The sequence below is a fragment of the Hydrogenophilus thermoluteolus genome (assembly GCF_003574215.1).
Classification (GTDB): Bacteria; Pseudomonadota; Gammaproteobacteria; order Burkholderiales; family Rhodocyclaceae; genus Hydrogenophilus; species Hydrogenophilus thermoluteolus.
This window is the reverse complement of sequence record NZ_AP018558.1, coordinates 1236857-1260660: the sequence shown is the minus strand read 5'-3', so window position 1 is coordinate 1260660 and position 23804 is coordinate 1236857. Positions and strand designations below refer to the sequence as shown.

Genomic DNA, 23804 nt, shown 5'->3' with positions numbered 1-23804 from the left:
ACGCGGTGAAAAACCGTCGATGAAACCCAAAACGGTCGATTCCCTTCAGCCCCGCGTTTGGCGCGCGGGGCGTTTCCGTTTGTCGTTGCACGAACCGCTCGTGATGGCGATCGTCAACCTCACGCCCGATTCGTTCTCAGGCGATGGGGTGGACGCCGACGTTACAGCGGCACTCAAGCAGGCCGAGGCCGCGGTCGAAGCGGGCGCCGCAGTGCTCGATTTCGGTGCCGAATCGACCCGGCCGGGGGCGCAGCCTGTCCCAGCAGAGGTGGAATGGCAACGGTTGGAGCCGGTGCTGCGGGCAGTCACGAAGTGGCCAGTCGCGATCTCGGTCGATACCCGTAAACCAGAGGTCATGGCGCGTGCCGTCGAACTCGGTGCGGACATCCTCAACGATGTTTCGGGCTTTCGCACTGCTGACGCGGTTCGGGTCGCTGCGCAGAGCGGGTGTGGCTTGTGTGTGATGCACATGAAAGGGGAGCCGCAAACGATGCAAGCGGCACCGCACTACGACGATGTGGTCGGTGAAGTATATGCGTTTCTCAATGCCCAGACCCGCGCGCTTGAAGCGGCAGGGGTGGCCCCTGCCCGCATCGTCTGGGATCCCGGCTTTGGTTTTGGGAAGACGTTGGAACACAACGTGGCGCTGTTTCGCGCGTTGCCGCGTTTTGTCGCATCGTATCCCGTCCTCGTTGGTGTTTCGCGCAAACGGATGATTCAGGCGATCACCGGTCGTGACGAACCCAAGGCGCGCGTCTTTGGCAGTGTTGCCGCCGCGCTCAAAGCGGTGGCGTTGGGCGCTTCGATCGTGCGGGTGCACGATGTCGCGGCGACGGTCGATGCACTGCGCGTTTGGCGTGCGCTGGCGTGAACGCGTAGCGAAACAGCGGCTTTGTACGATCCCCCTGGTACAATGGCACTTTTTTGAACTGGGTAACCTATGGCACGCTGGTTTGGTACCGACGGCATCCGCGGGCGCATCGGGGATCCCCACCTTGCACCCGATTTCGTCGTTCGGCTGGGCTTTGCCGCAGGCAAGGTTTTGGCACGCGCTCATACCGGTTTGCGGCGTCCGACGGTTGTGATTGGCAAAGACACGCGGGTTTCTGGTTATCTGCTGGAAGCGGCACTCGAAGCGGGGTTAGCCAGTAGCGGAGTAGACGTCTTGCTGACAGGGCCTTTGCCGACACCGGGGATCGCCTACCTCACTAGGGCGATGCGGCTCGATGCAGGAATCGTCGTCAGCGCGTCGCACAACCCCTATTACGACAACGGAATCAAATTTTTCTCCGCAGCGGGGACGAAACTCGACGACGCGCTGGAAGTACAGATCGAAGAGTGGCTGGAAGCGCCCGTCGAATCGGTTACAGCAGACGCGTTGGGCAAAGCGAAGCGAATCGACGACGCCTCAGGGCGTTACATCGAATTTTGTAAGAATACTTTTCCCGCGGACCTTACGCTCGATGGCTGGCACCTGGTGCTTGATTGCGCTCATGGCGCAACGTACCAGGTAGCGCCGCACGTTTTTCACGAATTGGGCGCGAAGACCACGGTGATCGGCGCAGAACCGGATGGCTTCAACATCAACCGCGCGGTGGGTGCGACCCATCCAGATGCTTTGCAACGCGCGGTCGAAGCGCACCAGGCAGACCTTGGGATCGCGTTCGACGGTGACGGGGATCGCGTGGTGATGATTGACCGGGAAGGGCGGTTGTACGATGGCGACGCCCTGTTGTTCGCGATCGTTCGCGACCGTTTGGCTGCGGGGGTTGCCGTGCCCGGTGTCGTGGGAACGGTGATGACCAATTTGGGGTTGGAGCGTGCGCTCGCTGCCTACGGTGTGCCGCTTGAACGGACCGCGGTGGGCGATCGTTTCGTCGCGGAGCGTTTGCGCGAACGGGGTTGGTGCTACGGTGGGGAGAATTCGGGGCATATCCTCTGTTTGGACAAACACACCACGGGCGACGGGATCGTCAGCGCGTTGCAGGTCCTGGCCGCGTTGGTGCGCCATGAGACCACCTTGGCGGAATGGACCGCGCCGTTACAGACCTACCCCCAAAGGTTGCGCAATGTCGTCTGGCCCAAGGGAGAGGACTGGCAAGCCCACGGGGCGCTTCGGGACGCCGTAGCGCGTGCCCAATCCGAACTGGCCGATCGTGGACGGATTCTGATCCGCCCTTCGGGCACCGAGCCGCTTTTGCGCATCATGGTCGAAGGGGAAGAGGCGGCGGTGGTCGACGCTATCGTAGCGGCGCTTGCGGAAACCGCGGAACGGATCGCCGAGCAGGTGCGTCGGTGATGGTTTGATTGGGGTGAGGAGTTTTTTCCATGAAATGGGTTATCGGTAACTGGAAATCGAACGGCGCATGGTCGCAGAACGAAGCGCTACTCGTCGCGCTCAAAGCGCTAGTTTGCGAGAATACGCGTGTAGGGGTCTGCGTGCCGTTCCCTTATCTGGCGCAAGCACAGCGTATGTTGCAAGAGAGCAAGGTGCTCTGGGGCGCACAGAATGTCAGCCCGTTCGGCCCTGGGGCCTATACCGGTGAAGTCCACGCCGAAATGTTGTGTGATTTCGGATGCCGGTTGACCATCGTCGGTCATTCGGAACGGCGGCAATATTTCGGCGAAACCAATGCGCAGATCGCAGAAAAGATCCAGCGGCTCAATGCGGTGGCGATTACGCCGATCTGGTGTGTTGGTGAGACGCTGGAAGAGCGGGAGCGCGGCGCCTGGCAAGACGTATTGCGTCAGCAGATCGTCGAGGTGGTCGAAATCGTCGGTGCCGCAGCGGTCGAAAACGTTCTCATTGCGTACGAACCGGTTTGGGCAATTGGAACCGGACGCAATGCCACGCCCGAAGACGTTGCTGCGGCGCATGGTTGGTTGCGCACGGTGCTTTCTGAGGTTGGGGCGCGCTCAGACCTTCCCATTCTCTACGGGGGAAGTGTCAAAGGGGGTAACGCTGCGGAACTGTTTACCGTCGAAGGGTGTGATGGTGGGCTGATCGGCGGCGCGTCGTTGAGTGCTATGGAATTTGCCGCGATCGTCGCGGCTGCTGAAAAGGAGTAACAATGGGTAGTTTGGCTTTTTCGATCGTTCTGACGATTCACCTAGTCGTTGCCGTGGCATTGATCATTCTGGTGCTGTTGCAACACGGCAAGGGCGCCGATGCCGGTGCCGCGTTTGGGGGCGGAAGCTCGGCGAGTCTTTTTGGGGCCTCCGGCGGAGCTACCTTTTTGAGCCGAACCACCGCGATCCTCGCCACGGTTTTCTTCCTGACCAGTCTCGCGATGACCTACCTCGCGAGCAAAACGCATCTTTCTGCGCCATCGAGCGTGATGCAACAGGACGCTGGCGCTGCTGCACCGCAACCGCAACAACAATCGCCAGCACCGGAGTCGAAAATCCCTGAGTGACTGGTGCGAGGTATTGCGCTGCGGCAAAATTCCGGTATAATTCGCTTCGTTGCTGCCGACGTGGTGGAATTGGTAGACACGCCATCTTGAGGGGGTGGTGGCGAAAGCCGTGTGAGTTCGAATCTCACCGTCGGCACCAAACAAAAAAAGCCGCTCATGAGCGGCTTTTTTTGTTGCAAAAAGAATTTTTATCAAAAAAAATTCAAATAACTTAGATTTTTTTGATAGCTTGTTTTTTGGCTTCGCGCTGCATTTAGAACCAAAAAGGTGTATCCTATCGGTCGCCCGAAGATGAGGAGCGGCCGTAATGGAAAGCTACTTTCCGGTCCTGGTTTTCCTGGTAGTCGCGCTGGCGATCGGCGTACTGCCGATGGTGTTTGGGTGGATCCTTGGCCCACGCCGTCCTGATCCCGAAAAATACTCCCCCTACGAATGCGGTTTCGAGCCGTTCGAAGACGCCCGTATCAAATTCGACGTTCGCTATTACCTGATTGCGATCCTGTTCATTCTGTTCGACTTGGAAATCGCGCTCTTGTTTCCGTGGGGCGTTACGTTCAATGAAATGATCACTGCAGGCGCAAACGCCTGGTACGCTTTTACTACCGTGCTGATCTTCCTCGCCGTGTTGGTCTTGGGCTATGCGGTCGAATGGAAGAACGGCGCGCTCGATTGGGAGTGAGCGATGGGCATTGAAGGAGTGATGCGCGAAGGGTTCATGACCACGTCGCTCGATACGGTCATCAACTGGACGCGGACGGGGTCGCTGTGGCCGATGACCTTCGGGTTGGCGTGTTGCGCCGTCGAGATGATTCATGCTGGCTGTTCGCGTTACGATCTCGACCGCTTCGGTGTCGTTTTTCGTCCCAGCCCGCGACAATCGGATCTCATGATCGTTGCGGGGACGCTCTGCAACAAAATGGCACCCGCATTGCGCAAAGTCTATGACCAAATGCCCGAGCCGCGGTGGGTGATCTCGATGGGGTCCTGCGCCAACGGGGGCGGCTATTACCACTATTCCTATTCCGTGGTGCGCGGTTGTGACCGCATCGTGCCGGTCGATGTCTACGTTCCCGGCTGTCCGCCAACGGCTGAAGCGCTTTTGTACGGCATCATTCAGCTTCAGAACAAAATCAAGCGCACGTCCACGATCGCGCGCACGTAGCCTAGGGGGCGTCGATGAAAAGAACCGAAGCTTTGGCGCAACGACTGCGGAACCGGTTCGGCGATCAAGTCGTGGTGCAGGAGCACCACGGGGAAGTGACGATGACCGTCGACAAGGAAAACTATCTGGCGATCGCGCAAACGTTGCGCGACGATTCCGATTTTGCGTTCGAACAGTTGATCGACCTTTCCGGTATCGACTATGCCACCTACGCGAACCGTCCGTGGGTGGGACCGCGTTTCGCCGTTGCCGTCCATCTGCTTTCGCTCACCCATAACGTAAGGTTGCGGCTGAAGACCTTTGCGGTAGACGACGACTGGCCGACCCTTCCTTCGTTGATCGAGATCTGGCCCAGTGTCGATTGGTATGAACGCGAAGCGTTCGACCTCTTTGGGATCCTCTTCGAAGGGCACCCCGATTTGCGGCGCATTTTGACCGATTACGGATTCGTCGGCCACCCCCTGCGCAAAGACTTCCCGGTGACCGGCCATGTCGAAATGCGTTACGACCCGGAGAAAGGGCGCGTCGTCTATCAACCGGTGACGATCGAGCCGCGCGAAAACACGCCGCGAATCGTCCGTGAAGCGAACTACGGGGACGTGTGACGATGGCCGAAATCAAGAACTTTACGATCAACTTCGGGCCGCAGCACCCGTCGGCCCACGGTGTCTTGCGCCTGATCCTCGAACTCGACGGGGAGGTGGTGGTGCGCGCCGACCCGCACATCGGGTTGTTGCATCGCGGTACAGAAAAATTGGCGGAAACCCGCACCTGGGTGCAATCGGTTCCCTATATGGACCGGTTGGACTACGTCTCGATGATGTGCAACGAACACGCCTACTGCCTGGCCATCGAGCGGCTGCTTGGGATCGAAGTGCCGATTCGCGCGCAGTACATCCGCGTGATGTTCGATGAAATCACGCGCATCCTCAACCACCTTCTCAATATCGGTACCCATGCGCTCGATATCGGCGCGATGACGATGGTGCTCTATACCTTCCGTGAGCGCGAAGATCTGATGGATGCGTATGAGGCGGTCTCCGGTGCGCGGATGCACGCAGCGTACTATCGCCCAGGCGGGGTGTACCGCGACCTGCCGGACGAAATGCCCAAATACACCGTCAGCAAATACAAAGACGAAAAACGGGTCAAGGAGCTCAATCGCGCTCGTGAAGGGTCGCTGCTCGACTTCCTGGAAGATTTCTGTGAGCGGTTCGAAGGGTATCTCGACGACTACCATACGCTCCTTACCGACAACCGCATCTGGAAACAGCGGACCGTGGGGATCGGCGTGGTCTCCCCGGAAGAGGCGCTGGCGTGGGGATTCACCGGGCCGATGCTGCGCGGCTCTGGCGTGGCGTGGGACCTGCGCAAGAAGCAGCCCTATGAAGTCTACGATCAGCTCGAATTCGATATCCCGGTGGGGTCCAACGGTGACTGTTACGACCGCTACCTGGTGCGCATGGAGGAGATGCGGCAATCGAACCGCATCATCAAACAGTGCATCGACTGGTTGCGGAAAAACCCCGGCCCGGTGATCACGGACAATTACAAAGTGGCGCCGCCTCCCCGCGAGAAGATGAAAACGGGGATGGAAGAGCTGATCCACCATTTCAAGTTGATGACCGAAGGAATCCACGTGCCGCCAGGTGAGGTTTATGCCGCAGTGGAACATCCGAAAGGGGAGTTCGGCGTCTACGCGATCTCCGATGGTGCCAACAAACCCTACCGGGTCAAACTGCGCGCCCCCGGGTTTGCGCACCTTTCGGCGATGGACAAGATGGCGCGCGGACATTTGATTGCGGACGTCGTTGCGATCATCGGCACCATGGATATCGTCTTCGGCGAAATCGACCGCTAAAGGAGTTTTCGATGCTCTCACCAGAGGCGTTGGCCCGCATCGACCGTGAAATCGCCAAATACCCGGCGGGGCAGAAGCAGTCGGCGGTGATGGCGGCGCTACGGATTGCGCAAGAAGAGAAAGGGTGGCTTTCGGAAGAGACGATCGCGTTCGTCGCGGACTATCTCGAGATGCCGCCAGTCGCGGTCTATGAAGTCGCCACTTTCTACAACATGTACGATTTGACACCAGTAGGCAAATACAAACTCACGGTGTGCACCAATCTGCCCTGTGCGCTCTCTGGCGGCTACCACGCGGCAGAACATCTCAAGGAGCGCCTCGGCATCGATTTCAACGAGACCACACCGGACGGCCTTTTCACACTGAAAGAGGGTGAGTGCATGGGCGCTTGTGGAGATGCTCCGGTGCTGCTCGTCAATAACCACCGCATGTGCTGCCGGATGACACGCGAACGGCTCGACGCCCTTTTGGAAACCCTCAAGCGCCAAGCCACGGAGAATACCCAATGAGTACGCTCAAGCTGGGTCAGATGATCCTCAAGGATTGCGATGAATCCCGCTGGCGGTTGGCCGATTACGAAGCGCGGGGTGGCTACCAAGTTCTGCGGCGTATCCTCACGGAAAACTGGTCGCAAGAACGGGTGATCGAAGAGGTGAAGACCTCGGCGCTGCGTGGGCGTGGGGGTGCTGGCTTCCCAACCGGGCTCAAATGGAGTTTCATGCCCCGGCAGTTTCCTGGGGAAAAATATGTCGTGTGTAACTCCGATGAAGGCGAACCCGGAACGTTCAAAGATCGCGACATTCTGCGCTACAACCCACACAGCGTGATCGAAGGGATGATCATTGCCGGTTACGCGATGGGGGCGAACCGTGGATACAACTACATCCACGGTGAAATTTTCGAAGTTTATGAGCGTTTCGAAGAAGCGCTCGAAGAGGCGCGCCGCGCTGGCTACTTGGGTGAGAATATCTTGGGGAGTGGTTTCCACTTCGAACTCTATGCCCACCACGGCTACGGGGCTTATATCTGTGGCGAAGAGACGGCGCTTTTGGAATCGATCGAAGGGAAAAAAGGGCAGCCACGGTTCAAGCCGCCATTTCCCGCCAGTTACGGCCTTTACGGAAAACCCACCACCATCAACAACACCGAAACGTTTGCTTCGGTTCCTTTTCTGCTTGCGATGGGGGGCGAGCAGTTCCTGCATTTGGGCAAGCCCAACAATGGCGGGATGAAGATTTTTTCGGTCTCGGGACATGTCAATCGCCCGGGAAACTACGAAATTCCCATGGGAACGCCATTTTCGGAGCTCTTGGAACTGGCTGGCGGTGTCCGAGGCGGGCGCAAACTCAAAGCGGTGATTCCGGGTGGCTCTTCCGCGCCAGTCGTGCCGGGAGACGTGATGATGGAATGTACGATGGATTACGACTCCATCGCGAAGGCTGGCTCGATGCTGGGTTCTGGTGCGGTGATCGTGATGGACGAAACGACCTGCATGGTAAAAGCGCTGGAGCGACTCTCTTACTTTTACTATGAGGAGTCGTGCGGTCAATGTACGCCGTGCCGCGAAGGGACCGGTTGGCTCTACCGAATCGTCCACCGCATCGAACACGGCCAGGGTCGTGTCGAGGATCTCGAGCTCCTTGAGTCGGCAACCAGCAACATCATGGGCCGGACCATCTGTGCGCTCGGCGACGCGGCGTCGATGCCGGTGCAAAGCTTCATCAAGCATTTCCGCGACGAATTTCTCTACCACATCGAACACAAGCGCTGCTTGGTCCCTCCAGAAGTCCAGTGGGCCGGTAGCGACATCTACGTGGAGGCGTGATGCTGACGCTCGAGATTGATGGCAAACCGGTCGAGGTCGAAGACGGCGCCACTGTGATGGACGCCGCGAACAAACTCGGCATCTACATTCCCCATTTCTGCTACCACAAAAAGCTGTCGATCGCCGCCAACTGCCGCATGTGCCTGGTCGAAGTGGAGCGCGCTCCGAAGCCGCTACCTGCTTGTGCGACGCCAGCGACCAACGGAATGAAGGTGCGGACCCATTCCCGGAAAGCGATCACGGCGCAAAAGGGGGTGATGGAGTTCCTGCTCATCAACCACCCGCTCGACTGCCCCATTTGTGATCAGGGCGGCGAATGCCAGTTACAGGATCTGGCGGTCGGCTATGGTCAGAGCGCTCATCGCTTCGCTGAAGCGAAGCGCGTGGTCGCCGACAAAGACCTCGGGCCGCTCATCGACACCTTCATGACCCGTTGTATCAACTGTACGCGGTGCGTGCGTTTCTTGGCCGAAATCGGCGGCTTTCAAGAACTGGGGCAAGCGTTTCGCGGTGAGCATGCCGAGATCCTGCCGTTTCTGGGGGAGACCGTTCATTCGGAGGTCTCGGGCAACGTCATCGACCTCTGCCCAGTAGGGGCGCTGACCTCCAAACCTTTTCTCTATCAGGCGCGTACCTGGGAATTGACGCGGCGCCGCTCCATCAGTCCCCACGACGCCTGGGGTTCGAACCTGATCGTGCAAAGCAAACATGACGCAGTCAAACGGGTTCTGCCGCTCGAATTCGAAGCGATCAACGAATGTTGGCTCTCCGACCGTGACCGCTTCGCTTATGAAGGGCTGAATGCGGCGGATCGCCTCACGCGGCCGATGGTGAAGACCGACGGCCGCTGGGTCGAAGTGGCGTGGCAAACCGCGCTCGAAGTGGCTGCGAATCGTCTTGCCAGTGTCGCCGAAGAGAACGGGAGCGACGCGCTTGCCTTCCTCGCGCACCCGATGAGCACCGTCGAAGAGCTCTATCTGCTCAAAGCGCTCGGGGCCGCTTTCGGAGCAGCGGTCGACACCCGGATTCGCCAGCGCGACGCGCGCGCAGACCTGGCACGCGGCAAGGTTGCTTGGCTCAACGGTTCAATTACCGAAATCGCCGAGAGTGATGGTCACTGGTTCCTGGGTGCGGACGTCCGCCGCGAACTGCCTCTCATGGCGGTTCGGCTTCGTGCTGCGGCGAAAGCCGGGGCTCGCATCGTCCGCTGGGACGACAGCGACGACGATTGGCGCGTGCCTGGTGCGGAACCGCACAAACTGACCGCGCCCGCAATGCTCGTGGCGTTGGCCCATTTCGCGAAACACCTGGGAGTCGCGCTCCCAGATTGGGCGGTTGGTCTGACGCAACAGCGTTCGCCCGTCTCGGCGTCCGAATTCGACGCGCTCAGCGCCGCATTGCGGGGCGCTCAGAAGCGGCGGATTTGGCTTGGCCGCCCGTTGCTCGCCCATCCCAATGCCGCCGAATTCGAATGGCTGGCCGAAGCGATTGCCGGTACGCTGGGCGCGAAGCTCGGTTGGCTGGTTGATGGCGCGAACGCGGTGGGTGCGGCTGCCGTCGGTGCGCAGGCGGCGGAAACCGCACATCAATTGGCCTGTGCTGCGAAAGCGGGCTATCTGCTGCTCAATCTCGAGCCGGAAGATTTCGCTGCGCCCGATGCAGTTTCCGATTCGTTCGCACGGGCACGCACCGTCGTTGCGCTGACTCCGTTTGCCAGTGAATCGCTCAAAGCGGCTGCGGATGTCCTTTTGCCCGTTGCCCCCTTTACGGAAACTTCGGGTTCTTTCGTCAATATCGAGGGGCGGTTGCAATCCTTTACCGCAGTTGTGCGGCCGCTGGAAATGACGCGACCGGGTTGGAAAGTCTTGGCTGCGCTCACCGCGATGCGCACGGGGAGATCGGTGGCCTACACGGCAAGCGACGCCGTTCGGGATGCCGCGCTGCCGCAAGGGTGGCGTACCCAACTGGCGCAACATGGCCTCACCGCAATCGCCCCCGCGCCAACGCTGCACGCGAGCGCCATTCCCGCGTTCGACCGCGTCACGCTCTATCAAGGCGATATGATCGTTCGCCGTTCTGCGTCGCTGCAAGCCACGGACGACGCGAAAGCGGAACGGGGAGCAACCATTCCGAGTGAGGAGGCCGCAGCATGAACGAATGGCTCTCGTTGGCGCAAGGCTGGCTGGGACCAGCGTGGCCGGTCGTCTGGAACGTGCTCAAAATCATTGTGCTGCTGGTGCCGCTCCTACTCGCGGTTGCCTATCTGACCTACGCGGAACGTAAGATCATCGGCTACATGCAGGTGCGCATCGGGCCGAACCGTGTTGGGCCTAAGGGGTGGTTGCAGCCGATCGCCGACGCGCTCAAACTGCTCTTCAAAGAGGTGATCGTCCCCAGCCAGGCCAACAAGGTCCTCTATTTCGTCGGTCCGGCGATGGCGCTTGCGCCGTCGCTGTTGGTCTGGGCGGCAGTTCCCGTGAACGACGGTTGGGTGATCGCCGATCTCGACGCCGGGTTGCTCTTCGTGATGGCGGTGATTTCGCTCGAAGTCTATGGGGTGATCATCGCCGGTTGGGCGTCGAACTCGAAATACGCATTTCTGGGCGCGATGCGTGCCTCGGCGCAGATGATCTCGTACGAAGTGGCGATGGGGTTCGGCTTGATCTGTGTGCTGCTCGTTTCGGGTACGCTCAACCTCAGTGAGATCGTGCGGCAACAAGGAACCGGCTGGTTCGCCGACCACGGCTTATCGTTCCTCTCCTGGAACTGGTTGCCGTTGCTGCCGATCGCCGTCGTCTATTTCATTTCGGGGGTTGCCGAGACCAACCGGGCCCCGTTCGACTTGCCGGAAGGGGAGTCGGAGATCGTCGCCGGACATATGGTCGAATACTCCGGTATGGCGTTTGCACTCTTTTTCTTGGCGGAATACGCCAACATGATCCTGGTCTCGTTCCTCACCTCGATCCTCTTTTTCGGCGGGTGGTTGAGCCCAGTGGCGTTCCTTCCGGATGGGCTACATTGGTTGCTGATCAAAGCCAGCGTCTTCCTTTTCCTCTACCTGTGGATCCGCGCCACCTTCCCGCGCTTTCGCTACGACCACGTGATGCGGTTGGGGTGGAAGGTGTTCGTGCCGATCACCATCGTCTGGTTGCTGGTGGTGGCGGTTTGGATGTTGACTCCGCTGTCGATCTGGCGCTAATGGGAGCGTTGCGATGAGCGCACTGAATTTCCTGAAAAGCCTTTTCCTGACCGAGCTGCGGCAAGGGATGGCGGTGACGTGGCGTCACCTCTTCAAGCCGAAGATCACGGTGCAGTACCCCGAAGAGAAGACTCCGTTGAGTCCGCGCTTCCGGGGGTTGCACGCATTGCGGCGCTACCCCAACGGTGAAGAGCGGTGTATCGCCTGTAAGCTGTGTGAGGCGATTTGCCCGGCGATGGCGATCACGATCGAAGCCGAGCCGCGCGCGGACGGGTCTCGGCGAACCACCCGGTACGACATCGACCTCACGAAATGCATCTTTTGTGGCTTTTGCGAAGAGGCCTGCCCGGTCGATGCGATCGTGGAGACGCGGATTTTCGAGTATCACGGCGAGAAGCGGGGCGATCTGTACATGACCAAAGAGATGTTGTTGGCAGTTGGTGACCGCTACGAAGCGCAGATTGCCGCCGATCGCGCCAAAGACATCAAATACCGCTGAGGATTCCGCTCATGGATGTGGTCTCGTTCGTCTTTTCCCTTTTTGCCTTCTTCCTCCTCCTAGGCGCGTTGGGTACCGTCTTCAGCCGCAACCCCGTTGCTGCCGCGATGTGGTTGGTACTCACCTTCTTTTCGGCAGGTGGGGTGTGGCTGTTGCTGCAAGCGGAGTTTTTGGCGCTCACGCTCGTGCTGGTCTATGTCGGCGCAGTGATGGTGCTCTTCCTCTTCGTCGTGATGATGTTGGACCTCAATTTGGCCAAGTTGCGGGAAGGGTTCTGGCACAACGCACCGCTGGCGTTGCTCGTCGGCGGCGCGTTGGCGATCGAACTCTACCTGATCTTGACGAGCCCCGCGTTTGACCGGGCCGCAGCCCCCGCCGTCGAGGGCAGCAATACCAAGATGATCGGCGAAGTGCTCTACACCGTTTATGCCTATCCATTCGAAGTCGCGGCGATGATTCTGGTCGTCGCGATGATCGCCGCGGTGACATTGACCCATCGCAAGCGGACCGATGTTCGTGTCGTGAAGCCGGAAGAGCAGATCGCGGTGAAAGCGAGCGAGCGGCTCAAGGTGGTTTCGCTCCCTGCGGAAAAAGAGTGACAGGAGCATTCGCGATGACCCTTACGCACTATCTGTTGCTCGCAGGCGCATTGTTCGTGATCAGCGTCGTGGGCATCTTCTTGAACCGGAAGAATTTGATCGTTTTGCTGATGTGTATCGAATTGATGCTCCTCGCGGTCAATACCAATTTCATCGCGTTTTCCCATTTTCTGGGCGACATCCACGGTCAGGTCTTCGTTTTCTTCATATTGACCGTGGCAGCCGCGGAAGCTGGGATCGGCTTGGCGATCCTGGTGGTCCTGTTCCGGCACCGGCAGTCGATCCACGTCGATGATCTCACCGAGCTGCGTGGGTAAGGAGGGAGCATGAAATTACTCTATACGGTCGTCCCCTTTGCGCCGCTCGTTGGCGCGATCGTTGCCGGATTGTGGGGCAATCGCCTGGGGCGAACCGCAACACACCGCATCACGATTTTGGGGGTGTTGATCGCGTTCCTGGCGTCGGTCGCGATCTTTTTCGACGTGCAGAATGGCAATACCTTCAATGGTCCTCTGTACACGTGGGGAACGAGTGACGGTTTGACCTTCGAGGTCGGTTTCTTGATCGATTCGCTCACGGTGACGATGATGCTCGTCGTCACGTTCGTCTCGCTGATGGTTCATATCTATACCATCGGCTATATGGCCGACGATCCCGGGTATTGCCGCTTCTTCAGCTATATCTCGCTTTTTACCTTTTCGATGTTGATGCTCGTGATGAGCAACAACTTTTTGCAGCTCTTCTTCGGCTGGGAAGCGGTGGGATTGGTCTCCTACCTGTTGATCGGTTTCTGGTACACGCGGCCAACCGCGATCTACGCCAACCTCAAGGCTTTTCTGGTCAACCGCGTGGGGGACTTTGGGTTTTTGCTGGGGATTGGGTTGATCGCAGCGTACGCCGGTACGCTCGACTATGCCGAGACGTTCGCGCAAGCGGAAAAACTCGCCACGATGAATGAGGCGGTCACAGGGTGGCCGCTGATCACTGCGATCTGCATCGCGTTGTTCATCGGGGCAATGGGGAAATCGGCTCAGGTGCCGCTCCATGTTTGGCTTCCCGATTCGATGGAAGGTCCGACCCCGATTTCGGCGCTGATCCACGCCGCGACGATGGTCACTGCCGGGATCTTCATGGTCGCCCGGATGTCGCCGCTTTTCGAGCTCTCCGATACCGCGCTTTCGTTCGTGTTGGTGATCGGTGCGACCACGGCGTTTTTCATGGGCCTTCTTGGGATCGTCCAGAGCGACATCAAGCGAGTGGTCGCCTATTCAACCCTTTCGCAGCTGGGGTATATGACGGTGGCTTTGGGCGCTTCGGCCTATTCAGTGGCGATCTTCCACCTGATGACGCACGCATTTTTCAAAGCGCTCCTTTTCCTCTCCGCAGGTTCCGTGATCATCGCAATGCACCACGATCAAGACATGCGCAACATGGGGGGATTGTGGAAGTACCTTCCCGTGACTTGGCTCACCGCGCTCATCGGGGCGTTGGCGTTGATTGGAACGCCCTTTACTTCCGGGTTCTATTCCAAAGACTCGATTCTGATCGCAGTGGCGCACGCGCAGATTCCTGGCGCAACCTATGCCTATTTCTGCGTGATGGCTGGGGTGTTCGTCACTGCGTTTTATACCTTCCGCATGATCTTTTTGGTGTTCCACGGCAAAGAGCGCTTCGGTCAAGCGCACGCGCATCACGATCACGCAGCGCACGGTTCGGATGACCATCACCACGGTCTGGCGCCAGGGGAAAAACCGCACGAGTCGCCTAAGGTGGTAACCGTGCCACTCGTCTTGCTCGCGATTCCTTCGCTGGTGATCGGCGCCTTCACGATCGACGCGATGCTTTTCGGCGGCTGGTTCGCGAATGTCATTTTCGTCGATGAAGCGCGCCACGGCGCGATGGAGGCGCTCCGGGAAGAGTTTCACGGTGCGCTCGCAATGGGGTTGCACGGCTTGGCTTCGCTGCCGTTCTTCCTTGCGCTGGCAGGCGTGGCGTTGGCTGCGTTCTTCTACCTGGTGCGGCCCGATCTGCCCGATCGAATCGCGGCGCGCGTGCGTTGGCTCTACACGATTCTCGTCAATCACTACTATTTCGACCGCTTCAACGAGATCGTCTTTGCCGGTGGCGCCCGCCGTTTGGGTCGTTGGTTGTGGCAAATCGGTGATCGCACGGTGATCGACGGCGCGATGGTGAACGGCTCGGCGCAAATCGTCGGTGAAGTAGCGGAAGCTGGCGCGGCGCTGCAAAGTGGGCGTCTCTACCATTACGCCTTCTCGATGATTCTGGGAATTGCCGTTTTGCTCCTTTTCCTTTACCTCGTTTGAACGTGGATGACCGTTATGTCGGGAATGCCCTTACTGAGTCTCGCGATCTGGATCCCCATCATTGGCGGGGTGCTGGTTCTCGCAGCGGCAGGCAATGACCGCCGTGCGTTCGAGGCGCGCTTGATCAGCCTGTTTGCAGCTGCGCTCGGGTTTGCGGTAACGTTGCCGTTGTGGTTCCAGTTCGATCCCACGACCTCAGCGATGCAATTCGTCGAGTTGCGCGAATGGATCCCGCGTTACAACATCCGCTATTACTTGGGGGTCGATGGGATCTCGATGCCGTTCGTGGTGTTGAACAGCTTCATCACCTTGATCGTCGTGATCGCCGGTTGGGAGGTGATCCAGAAGCAGGTCGCGCAATATCTCGCGGCATTCCTGATCATGTCCGGGATCATCAACGGCGTTTTTTCGGCGCTCGACGCGGTCTTGTTCTACGTCTTTTTCGAAGCATCGTTGATCCCGCTCTATTTGATCATCGGGATTTGGGGCGGCCCCAATCGCGTCTATGCCGCGATCAAGTTCTTCCTCTATACGTTGGTGGGCTCGCTCCTCATGTTGGTGGCGATCCTCTACCTCTTCGCCGCGTCGGGTGGCAGTTTCGACCTCTTGGAGTGGCACCGGTTGCCGCTTACCCTCACCGAACAGAAATGGCTCTTCCTGGGTTTCTTGCTCGCCTTCGCGGTCAAGGTGCCGATGTGGCCGGTGCATACCTGGTTGCCCGATGCGCACGTCGAGGCGCCCACGGGTGGGTCGGTGGTGCTGGCGGCAATCGCGCTGAAGTTGGGGGCGTACGGTTTCTTGCGTTTTTCGTTGCCCATCGCGCCGGATGCGGCGCAGGCATTCCAAGGGTTGATGGTGGCGCTGTCGCTCATTGCGGTCGTCTATATTGGCTTGGTGGCACTCGTTCAAGAGGACATGAAGAAGTTGGTCGCCTACTCGTCCGTGGCGCACATGGGGTTCGTCACGTTGGGGTTCTTCCTCTTCAACGCACTGGGAATGGAAGGGGCGATCGTACAGATGGTGTCGCACGGCTTCGTTTCGGGTGCGATGTTCTTGTGCATCGGCGTGCTCTATGACCGCCTGCACACGCGCCGGATCGCCGATTACGGCGGTGTGGTCAATACCATGCCCAAATTTGCCGCGTTTTTCCTCCTTTTTGCGATGGCCAATTCGGGACTTCCAGCCACGAGCGGTTTCGTCGGCGAATTCATGGTGACGTTGGCTGCGGTGAAGGTCAATTTCTGGATCGCAGCCGCAGCGGCGACGACGTTGATTCTGGGTGCCGCCTATTCGTTGTGGATGTACAAGCGGGTCGTTTTTGGCGCCATAGCCAACCCGCAGGTTGCTGCGCTGCAGGATATCAACCGGCGGGAATTCATGATCTTGGCAGCGATGGCGTTCTTCGTCCTGCTGTTGGGGATCTGGCCCATGCCGCTGCTCGAGGTGATGCATACCTCGGTCGATGCGTTGTTGGCCCATGTGGCAGCCGGAAAACTCTAAGGAAGGGTGAGACACCATGGCATTGGAACTTCCCAATTTTGCGTTGTTGGCCCCGCAGATCGTGATCGCGCTCGCTGCGCTGGTTTTGATGACCGCTGGGGCCTTTGCGCGTGAGCGGTGGCGGCAGTGGAACTATGTGGTCGCGCAACTGGCGGTGATCGTCGCGACGCTGCTTACGGTGTTCACTTCCGGCGATCCGCGCGTACAGACCACGTTCGGCGGGATCTTTCTGGTCGATTGGATCACGTTGGTGGTGCAGCTCTTCATCTACCTGTCGGTTTTTGCGGCATTGATCTACGGCCGTTTCTATCTGATCGAGCGGGGGCTGGAGCGGGCCGAGTATTACGCACTGGTCTTGTTGTCCCTTTTGGGCATGCAGATTCTCACGGTCGCGAATCATCTGCTCCTTTTCTACCTCGGTTTGGAGTTGATGTCGCTCGCGCTCTATGCGCTCGTCGCGTTTGACCGCAACCACGCGTTGCGTGCCGAAGCGGGGATGAAGTATTTCGTGCTCGGGGCGCTCGCCTCCGGTTTGATCCTCTACGGTCTTTCGCTGATCTACGGCGCTACGGCTACGTTGTCGCTTCCCGAAATTTCGTCGGTGGCCGCGCTCCGCCCTGGCGACGAACGTGTCTTCGGTTTTGGCCTCGCCTTTTTGGTCGCGGGTATTGCGTTCAAATTCGGTGCGGTTCCGTTCCATATGTGGGTCGCCGACGTCTATCATGGCGCACCCACTCCGGTGACGCTGCTCCTTGCTTCGGCGCCGAAACTGGCTGCGTTTGCGCTCGCGTTTCGCCTGCTCGTCTTTGGCTTTTTCGAATACGCCCACTATTGGCAACCGATGCTGATGATCCTGGCGGTGGCGTCGATCGTGTTGGGGAATCTTGCGGCGATCGCGCAGAAAAACCTCAAGCGGATGCTCGCATACTCTGGGATCTCCCATGTGGGCTTTATTCTGCTGGGACTCGCGGTCGGCGTAGTGGAAGGGAACCATCAATTAGCCCTGAATGCCTACAGCGCGACCCTTTTCTACGCGATCGTCTATGCGGTGATGAGCATGGCAAGCTTTGGTCTGATTCTGCTGATGGCGCGCGCGGGCTTTGAAGCGGAATGGCTGGACGACGTCAAGGGGCTGAACCAAAAAAGTCCGTGGTTCGCCGCGATGCTGTTGATTACGATGTTTTCCCTTGCGGGCGTTCCGTTCTTCGTCGGGTTTTTCGCCAAATTGGCTGTGTTGCAAGCGGTGGTCGCGGCGGGCTACTTGTGGGTCGCGGTGGTTGCGGTGGTGATGTCGTTGATCGGCGCGTTTTACTACCTCCGCGTCGTCAAACTCGCCTATTTCGACGAGCCGACGGAGCGTCAGCCGCTGATCGCTTCCAGCGAAACCCGGGTGCTGCTTTCCGGGAATGCGTTGGCGCTTGCGCTCTTTGGCTTGATGCCACAGGGGTTGATGTCCCTTGCGGCGTACGCGATGATCGCATCGCTGTAACCGCTTGACGGTGCGATGAACGAGTCGAACAAACGGGACGAAGATCGTCACCTCGTCGAAAAAGCGGTTGCTTCAATGCGCGTCTGGCAGGGTAAGCTACTCGATGTCTGGCGCGACAAAGTCCGTTTGCCGGACGGTCGTTCGGCAACCCGCGAGTATATCCGCCACCCTGGTGCGGTGGTGATCATTGCGCTCGATGCCCACAACCGGGTGGTGATGGAGCGGCAATACCGCCACCCGGTTGGAACCGTGGTCGAAGAGTTGCCCGCCGGGAAGCTCGACGCCGGTGAAGATCCGCTCACCTGTGCGCAGCGTGAATTGCAGGAGGAGACGGGATATACCGCAAAGCAGTGTCGCTTACTCGGCAGCTTTTGGCCGTGTGTCGGCTACAGCAACGAAGTGATCCACGTGGTGCTGGCAACCGAAATCGTCCCGGGTGCTGCTCGGCTTGACGAGGGGGAGTTTCTCGAGGTCTTCTTGTTACCGGTTGCAGAATTGATTGCCCGTGCTGAGCGTGGGCAATTGCGTGACGGAAAGTCTTTGGCAGCGCTTTGCTTGGCCCGGCCTCATCTACTTGGCGGGTGAGCGATTCGAATCGGCGCACCCGTTTCTGGTCGCGCGTTTTTTCACGACATCACCCTTGTGCTATATTGAACGGTGGTACTGTGTAGGAGCCACCGATGGGTGCGATTCGCCGTATCGTCTATGCCCAGTCTGGGGGAATGACGGCAGTGATCAACGCAAGCGCTGCCGGGGTGATTGCCGAGGCGCAACGCCGCGGGCTGACCCTTTTTGCCGCGCGCTACGGGATGCACGGGTTGCTCGCGGGTGATCTGATCGCAGTCCCGCCGTTGTCCGCCGAGCAACTGCAGCGACTCAGCTATACGCCAGGTGGTATTTTTGGCACGGCACGGCGTGATCTTCCGGATCCTGAAATCGATGCGACTCCGTATGACCTGTTGTTTCAGGTCCTAGCGCACTACGATATCGACGCGTTGCTCTACAACGGTGGGAATGGGTCGATCGCGACGGTCGCGCAGATCGACCGTGAAGCGAAACGGCGGGGCATCCCGCTCACCGTGATCGGCATTCCCAAGACGATCGACAACGATCTGGAAGGGACCCACTTCTCACCTGGCTACCCTTCGGCGGCACGCTATTTGATCACCAGCTTTCTGGAGGCGTCACTGGATCTCGCGTCGTTTCCGGCAAAAGGGGCGCGCGCGTTTGTGATGGAGACGATGGGGCGCAACGCCGGTTGGTTGGCCGCGGCGGTGAAAGCAGCGTCGGCGGTTTTGGCCGACGAGGGGCCCCATCTCATCGTGTTGCCGGAAATGCGTTGGGACAAAACGGCGTTGCTCGCTGCCGCGGATGCCGCGATCGCGCGCACGGGCTACTGTACCGTGGTCGTCGCCGAAGGGGCGACACTGGATGGCGAACCGCTTGCATATCAAGGGGCGGAAAAACGGCGGTACGTGCAGCTAGGCGGGGCGGGGAGCGTGATTGGTGGTTGGTTGCGTGACGCCCTGGGCGCAAAGGTCCATGTGGCGGTCCCGGATTACCTTCAGCGCGCCGCGGCGCATTGGGTGAGTGCAGTCGACCACCGCGTCGCCTGGCAGGTGGGCGAGACCGCAGTCGCTTGGGCCGACGAAGGGACGCGTTCGGGCGTGATGGTTGGGGTCGTGCGTGACCCAGCAACCAGCGGTTGGCGGATGGAAGCGGTCGATGCCGCGACCGTAGGGAATCGCGAACGGCGCTTTCCCGCATCGTGGATTGCGGCGCCTTTTCAGGTCGATAGCGCATTTCTCGACTATCTTTTGCCGCTCTTGGAAGGGTGTCCGCAGATTCCCTGTGGGGCACACGGGCTTCCCGATTTTTTTCCGTTCGCCACTTTGACCGAGCGAAGCGATGCCCCGTGATGATCTCAACGCTGCGCTTGCCCGCGTCCTCGATGCGTTGGGCTGGGGCTACTGGGTTCGCGATCTGGCGACCGGTGCGATGGTCTGGTCCGAAACCTTTCGCCGCCAGCACGGCATCGCTGCTGACGAATCCCCGACGCGGGAAGTGTTTTTGGCGCATCTTCTCCCCGAGGATCGTGACGCGTTCGTACGCCAAGTGGAAGCGGCTTATCGCAGCGGACAAGGGGTGGTTCAGTATCGGGTGGTTCTTGAAGCGGGCCAAATCCGTTCGTGTATCGTGCAGGTGGTGGTCCTCACGACGCCGGAAGGGAAACGGCTCGCCTACGGAATCAACCGTTTCGACGATCGCCATTTGGCGCTCGATGTCGCACTCGCTGAAAAAGCGCGTACGCTCAACGCAGTGATCGCGGCGCTGCCGGTTGGTCTGATGGTCTTCGACGCCGACCTGCGGTTGCGCTACTGGAACGACCGCGCGTTCGCCATTCTCGATCTGCCCCGCTCGTTGGCCTACGAAGGGGTTTCGTTCGCCGATCTGATTCGGGTTCCGGCATCCCGCGGCGAATATGGGCCGGGCGACCCGGAACGGTTGGTCGCGGAACGGGTTGCGTTGGCCAAAACATTCCAGCCGCACCGTCTCGAACGCCAACACCCTGACGGGCGCTGGCATCTGGTGCAGGGAGAACCCTTTTTCGACGCGCAGGGGCGGCCGGCAGGTTTCGTTTCGACCTTCACCGACGTCACTGCGCTCAAAGCGGCGGAAGCCGCGGTACAGGTCACGCGGGATCGCTTGCAAACGCTGGTCGATCATCTCCCCAGTGGGGTGACCTTGTTCGACGCGGACTTGAAATTGGTTGCATGGAACCAGAAGTTTGCCGAACTCTTCGATTTCCCGTTGTCACTGCTTGAAAAAGGCGTCGATTTCGCGACGTTGCTGCGCTTCAACCTTGAGCGGGGTGAGTACGGGGAAATCGCTGACCCCGAAGCGTATCTGGCGGAACGGCTTCGCGCCGCGCGCAGTTTTGTGCCGCACGAACTCGAACGGACGCGCCCTGACGGTCGCGTGCTCCATATCATCGGGCAACCGGTTCCCTCTGGTGGCTTCGTTTCGATCTACCAAGATGTGACCGAGCAGCGCCGCATCGAAGCGGAATTGCGTCGCCGTGCTTTGACCGACGAACTGACCGGTTTGACCAACCGAGCGGCGTTGCTCAGCCAACTGCCCCGTTTGTGCGAAGAGGCGAGGCGGCGCAAAGAGTACCTTGCGGTGTTGTTCATCGATTTGGATCGCTTCAAATGGGTGAACGACACCGCCGGGCATGTAGTGGGCGATGCGGTGTTGCGTGCTGCGGCTGAGCGGCTCCGCACGACGGTGCGCGCCAGTGATCTTGCTGCCCGTGTCGGCGGAGACGAATTCGTCGCGGTGACGTTCGTCACCGAAGCGACGCAAGCCAGTCAATTGGCGCAGCGCTTGCTGGATCGGTTCGCTTTGCCGTTCGAAGTGGGGGAAAACCAATGGCAACTCTCTCCTTCGATCGGGATCGCGCTCTATCCCGACGACGAGCGTGATCCAAACGCGCTCTTACGCGCTGCGGGTCTTGCGATGTATCGTGCAAAGGGGGAGGGGGGAAACCGTTTTGCTTTTTTACCCGGAGTTTGCACGAAGCGGCGACGTCACGCAGTCGTTTGGAGCAACGGCTGCGCCTTGCGATCCACCATGATGCGTTTCATCTCGTATTTCAACCGATTTGCGATCGGACAGGCGCGATCGTCAGTGCAGAAGTACTCTTGCGTTGGCGCGATGAAGAGCTGGGAGAGGTTCCGCCAGCACGCTTCGTCCCGGTTGCCGAACAGGTCGGGCTGATGCCGGCCATCGGTCGTTGGGTATTGCGGCACGCGTTGCACCAGTGGGTGCAGTGGAGTCAAGCCGGTTTGCGTCTTCCGAGCATTGCGGTCAATCTCTCCGCGCATCAGCTCTACGACACGATGCTCTATGAGACGGTTTGCGCCGCGCTTACCGCAAGCGGTGTCGAGCCCAGTGCGCTCAAATTGGAGATTACCGAATCGGCGATGATGCACGACCCGGCACTTGCGCAGGAGCAGGTGCAACGTTTGGCGACGTTGGGGGTGCGTTTTGCCGTTGATGATTTCGGCACGGGATACTCTTCGCTTGCGTATCTGCATACCTTTCCGCTGTCGGAGCTGAAGATCGACCGCACGTTCGTCACGCCGCTGGCGTCGGACGAACGCGACGACGCGATCGTCGATGCGACCATCCAGATGGCCCATCGGCTAGGACTCCAGGTGGTGGCAGAGGGGGTGGAGTGCGCGCAGCAGTGGGACCATCTGTTGCGTCTGGGCTGCGACTTTTTCCAAGGGTATTGGTTTGCTCGGCCGCTTTCTGCCGCCCAATTTTTCCATTTGTGGCAAAAGGAGCAAACAACCGCCTCGTCACAACGGCCGTTTGAGTGATGCCCAGCGAAACCCAGTGAGCCGAAGAGCCAAAAAATAGGTGGCCATGCCAACGGTAACCCAAAGCGCCACGCCCAGCAAACGGATCCATTGCCCGGATGCGGTTTTCGCTGCCACCCATGGCTCGGTGGTAGCGAGAAAGAGCGCAAGAACAAGTAGCGCAACCGTAAGGGAAAGCAGGAAACGCAGCCAGTTGGGTTGCCACGCGAAGTGGCCGCGGCGGCGCAAGTGAAAGAGCAAGAACCCGGCGTTGCCCCAGGCGGCGAGCGAAATCGACAACGCTAGGGCCCAGTGGCCCCAATCGAAGAGGAAAAGAAAGAGGGCGTTGCCAAGTTGCGTAAGGATCAGCGAAAGGATTGCCCCTTTGACCGGGGTTCGTGTGTCTTCGCGCGCGTAAAATCCGGGCGCCAAGATTTTGACACCGATGAGGGGAATCAGACCCAACGCATACGCAGTCAGTGCCAATGCCGTTGCGTGCGCGTCGTGTTCCGTGAACGCGCCACGCGCAAAGAGCGCCAAGGTGATCGGTTCCCCAATCAGCACGAACGCGAGCGCGCACGGAGCAGTCAAGAGGAGCGTCATTCGCAAACCCCAGTCGACCAAGCGCTGATACCCCACTTCATTGCGTTCCGCGACCGCACGACTGAGATGCGGCAAGAGGATCACACCGAGCGCCGCGCCGAAAAGGCCTGCCGGTAATTCCATCAGACGATCGGCGTAGTACAGCCAGGAGACGCTTCCTGTGGGGAGTAGAGAAGCGAAGAGGGTATTGAGCAGCAACGAGATCTGCGCGGCGGAAACCCCCAAGACCGCTGGCCCCATCAGGGTGAGTATCCGCCGCACGCCGGGATCGCGTGGGTGCCAGTCCCAGCGTGGCGTCAAGCCCAGACGCGGCAATTGCCACCAGTGCCAGAGCCACTGCAGGATTCCCCCCAAAAGCACCGAATAGGCAAGCCAATACGGATCGTTGTCGCCAATCGCCCACGCGGTGGTGAGGAGTAAGAGGAACGCGGCATTGAGCGCGATCGGTGTAGCCGCAGGCAGACGAAAATGGCCCCAGGTGTTGAAAAGCGCCGAGGAAAACGCCACGAGCGACATGAACAAGATATAGGGAAACGTCAAGCGGGTCATCGCGACGGCAAGCGCGAAACGTTCCGGATCCGCAGCGAACCCAGGCGCCACTGCGCGGACCAACCCTTCGGCACCAAGCACGCCTGCGAGCGTCACGACGCCAACGGTGACGAAAAGAACCGTGAACACCCGGTCGATCAACGCTTTGGTGCGCTCGGGAGGCGCAGTGCGCTGCGTCTGGGCCAAGACGGGAACGAATGCCTGGGAGAACGCGCCTTCGGCGAAGAGGCGACGCAAGAGGTTGGGAAGTCGAAACGCAACCACGAATGCGTCGGTAGCCGCTTGCGCCCCAAAAAGGGCGGCGATCAAAACGTCACGGGCGAACCCCAGGAGGCGAGAAAGGAGCGTCAGGCTGCTCACCTGCGCGAGTGTTTTGAGGAAATTCATCCAGAACCGCCTTGCAAAGGGGTG

Annotated in this window: 23 protein-coding genes and 1 tRNA gene; 23 read left to right on the top strand and 1 reads right to left on the bottom strand. The window is 59.5% G+C overall.

Going from position 1 to position 23804, the window contains the following annotated elements; all coding sequences use genetic code 11:
* Window positions 1–19: 19 nt before the first annotated feature.
* The 23 genes from folP (at window position 20) to HPTL_RS06010 (ending at window position 22262) form a co-directional block, all read left to right on the top strand.
* Window positions 20–871: a dihydropteroate synthase gene (gene folP / locus HPTL_RS06120; RefSeq protein WP_119335186.1), complete on the top strand. Its 852-nt coding sequence runs from the start codon at window positions 20–22 to the stop codon at window positions 869–871.
* Window positions 872–940: 69 nt separating this feature from the next.
* Window positions 941–2299 carry a phosphoglucosamine mutase gene (gene glmM / locus HPTL_RS06115; protein ID WP_119335185.1) on the top strand — a complete coding sequence of 453 codons (1359 nt, stop codon included), beginning with the start codon at window positions 941–943 and terminating at the stop codon, window positions 2297–2299.
* A 29-nt stretch (window positions 2300–2328) separates the two neighbouring features.
* Entirely contained in the window at window positions 2329–3069 is a 741-nt protein-coding gene (gene tpiA, locus HPTL_RS06110) for a triose-phosphate isomerase (protein WP_119335184.1), read from the top strand.
* A gap of 2 nt (window positions 3070–3071) precedes the next feature.
* Window positions 3072–3416 carry a preprotein translocase subunit SecG gene (gene secG, locus HPTL_RS06105; RefSeq protein ID WP_119335183.1) on the top strand — a complete coding sequence of 115 codons (345 nt, stop codon included), beginning with the start codon at window positions 3072–3074 and terminating at the stop codon, window positions 3414–3416.
* A 54-nt stretch (window positions 3417–3470) separates the two neighbouring features.
* A tRNA-Leu gene (locus HPTL_RS06100) sits at window positions 3471–3555 on the top strand.
* Window positions 3556–3723: 168 nt separating this feature from the next.
* Window positions 3724–4095: an NADH-quinone oxidoreductase subunit A gene (gene ndhC, locus HPTL_RS06095; protein WP_119335182.1), complete on the top strand. Its 372-nt coding sequence runs from the start codon at window positions 3724–3726 to the stop codon at window positions 4093–4095.
* A 3-nt stretch (window positions 4096–4098) separates the two neighbouring features.
* Window positions 4099–4578: a NuoB/complex I 20 kDa subunit family protein gene (locus HPTL_RS06090; RefSeq protein WP_119335181.1), complete on the top strand. Its 480-nt coding sequence runs from the start codon at window positions 4099–4101 to the stop codon at window positions 4576–4578.
* Window positions 4579–4592: 14 nt separating this feature from the next.
* Window positions 4593–5183 (top strand): NADH-quinone oxidoreductase subunit C, encoded by a 591-nt coding sequence (locus HPTL_RS06085; RefSeq protein WP_119335180.1) that lies wholly within the window; start codon window positions 4593–4595, stop codon window positions 5181–5183.
* Window positions 5184–5185: 2 nt separating this feature from the next.
* Window positions 5186–6439, top strand: coding sequence for an NADH-quinone oxidoreductase subunit D (locus HPTL_RS06080; protein WP_119335179.1), 1254 nt, complete (start codon window positions 5186–5188; stop codon window positions 6437–6439).
* Window positions 6440–6450: 11 nt separating this feature from the next.
* Window positions 6451–6948 (top strand): NADH-quinone oxidoreductase subunit NuoE, encoded by a 498-nt coding sequence (gene nuoE, locus HPTL_RS06075; protein ID WP_119335178.1) that lies wholly within the window; start codon window positions 6451–6453, stop codon window positions 6946–6948.
* A gap of 20 nt (window positions 6949–6968) precedes the next feature.
* The gene (gene nuoF / locus HPTL_RS06070; RefSeq protein ID WP_119336101.1) at window positions 6969–8264 is read left to right on the top strand and encodes an NADH-quinone oxidoreductase subunit NuoF; all 1296 of its coding nucleotides are present in this window, start codon (window positions 6969–6971) and stop codon (window positions 8262–8264) included.
* Window positions 8264–10417, top strand: a complete 2154-nt coding sequence (nuoG, locus tag HPTL_RS06065) for an NADH-quinone oxidoreductase subunit NuoG (protein ID WP_119335177.1) — start codon at window positions 8264–8266, stop codon at window positions 10415–10417. Before nuoF ends, nuoG begins: the two co-directional genes overlap by 1 nt.
* Window positions 10414–11463: an NADH-quinone oxidoreductase subunit NuoH gene (nuoH, locus tag HPTL_RS06060; RefSeq protein ID WP_119335176.1), complete on the top strand. Its 1050-nt coding sequence runs from the start codon at window positions 10414–10416 to the stop codon at window positions 11461–11463. Before nuoG ends, nuoH begins: the two co-directional genes overlap by 4 nt.
* A 13-nt stretch (window positions 11464–11476) precedes the next feature.
* A complete protein-coding gene (gene nuoI / locus HPTL_RS06055) occupies window positions 11477–11962 on the top strand; it encodes an NADH-quinone oxidoreductase subunit NuoI (RefSeq protein ID WP_119335175.1) in 486 nt (161 codons plus the stop codon).
* Window positions 11963–11973: 11 nt separating this feature from the next.
* Entirely contained in the window at window positions 11974–12561 is a 588-nt protein-coding gene (locus HPTL_RS06050; RefSeq protein ID WP_119335174.1) for an NADH-quinone oxidoreductase subunit J, read from the top strand.
* Window positions 12562–12575: 14 nt separating this feature from the next.
* Window positions 12576–12878: an NADH-quinone oxidoreductase subunit NuoK gene (gene nuoK / locus HPTL_RS06045; protein WP_119335173.1), complete on the top strand. Its 303-nt coding sequence runs from the start codon at window positions 12576–12578 to the stop codon at window positions 12876–12878.
* A 9-nt stretch (window positions 12879–12887) separates the two neighbouring features.
* Entirely contained in the window at window positions 12888–14885 is a 1998-nt protein-coding gene (gene nuoL, locus HPTL_RS06040; RefSeq protein WP_119335172.1) for an NADH-quinone oxidoreductase subunit L, read from the top strand.
* A gap of 15 nt (window positions 14886–14900) precedes the next feature.
* Window positions 14901–16385, top strand: a complete 1485-nt coding sequence (locus HPTL_RS06035; RefSeq protein ID WP_119335171.1) for an NADH-quinone oxidoreductase subunit M — start codon at window positions 14901–14903, stop codon at window positions 16383–16385.
* 16 nt (window positions 16386–16401) lie between these two features.
* Window positions 16402–17874 carry an NADH-quinone oxidoreductase subunit NuoN gene (gene nuoN / locus HPTL_RS06030; protein WP_119335170.1) on the top strand — a complete coding sequence of 491 codons (1473 nt, stop codon included), beginning with the start codon at window positions 16402–16404 and terminating at the stop codon, window positions 17872–17874.
* Window positions 17875–17889: 15 nt separating this feature from the next.
* Entirely contained in the window at window positions 17890–18459 is a 570-nt protein-coding gene (locus tag HPTL_RS06025) for an NUDIX domain-containing protein (RefSeq protein ID WP_119335169.1), read from the top strand.
* Between the two features lie 95 nt (window positions 18460–18554).
* A complete protein-coding gene (locus HPTL_RS06020; protein WP_119335168.1) occupies window positions 18555–19793 on the top strand; it encodes a diphosphate--fructose-6-phosphate 1-phosphotransferase in 1239 nt (412 codons plus the stop codon).
* On the top strand, window positions 19783–21654 hold the full coding sequence (locus tag HPTL_RS06015) for a PAS-domain containing protein (RefSeq protein ID WP_119335167.1): 1872 nt from the start codon (window positions 19783–19785) through the stop codon (window positions 21652–21654). Before HPTL_RS06020 ends, HPTL_RS06015 begins: the two co-directional genes overlap by 11 nt.
* Window positions 21537–22262, top strand: coding sequence for a putative bifunctional diguanylate cyclase/phosphodiesterase (locus HPTL_RS06010; protein WP_232000028.1), 726 nt, complete (start codon window positions 21537–21539; stop codon window positions 22260–22262). Before HPTL_RS06015 ends, HPTL_RS06010 begins: the two co-directional genes overlap by 118 nt.
* On the opposite strand, the gene murJ is transcribed toward HPTL_RS06010, so the two are convergent.
* The gene (gene murJ / locus HPTL_RS06005; protein WP_119335165.1) at window positions 22242–23780 is read right to left on the bottom strand and encodes a murein biosynthesis integral membrane protein MurJ; all 1539 of its coding nucleotides are present in this window, start codon (window positions 23778–23780) and stop codon (window positions 22242–22244) included. The genes HPTL_RS06010 and murJ overlap by 21 nt on opposite strands.
* Window positions 23781–23804 lie beyond the last annotated feature (24 nt).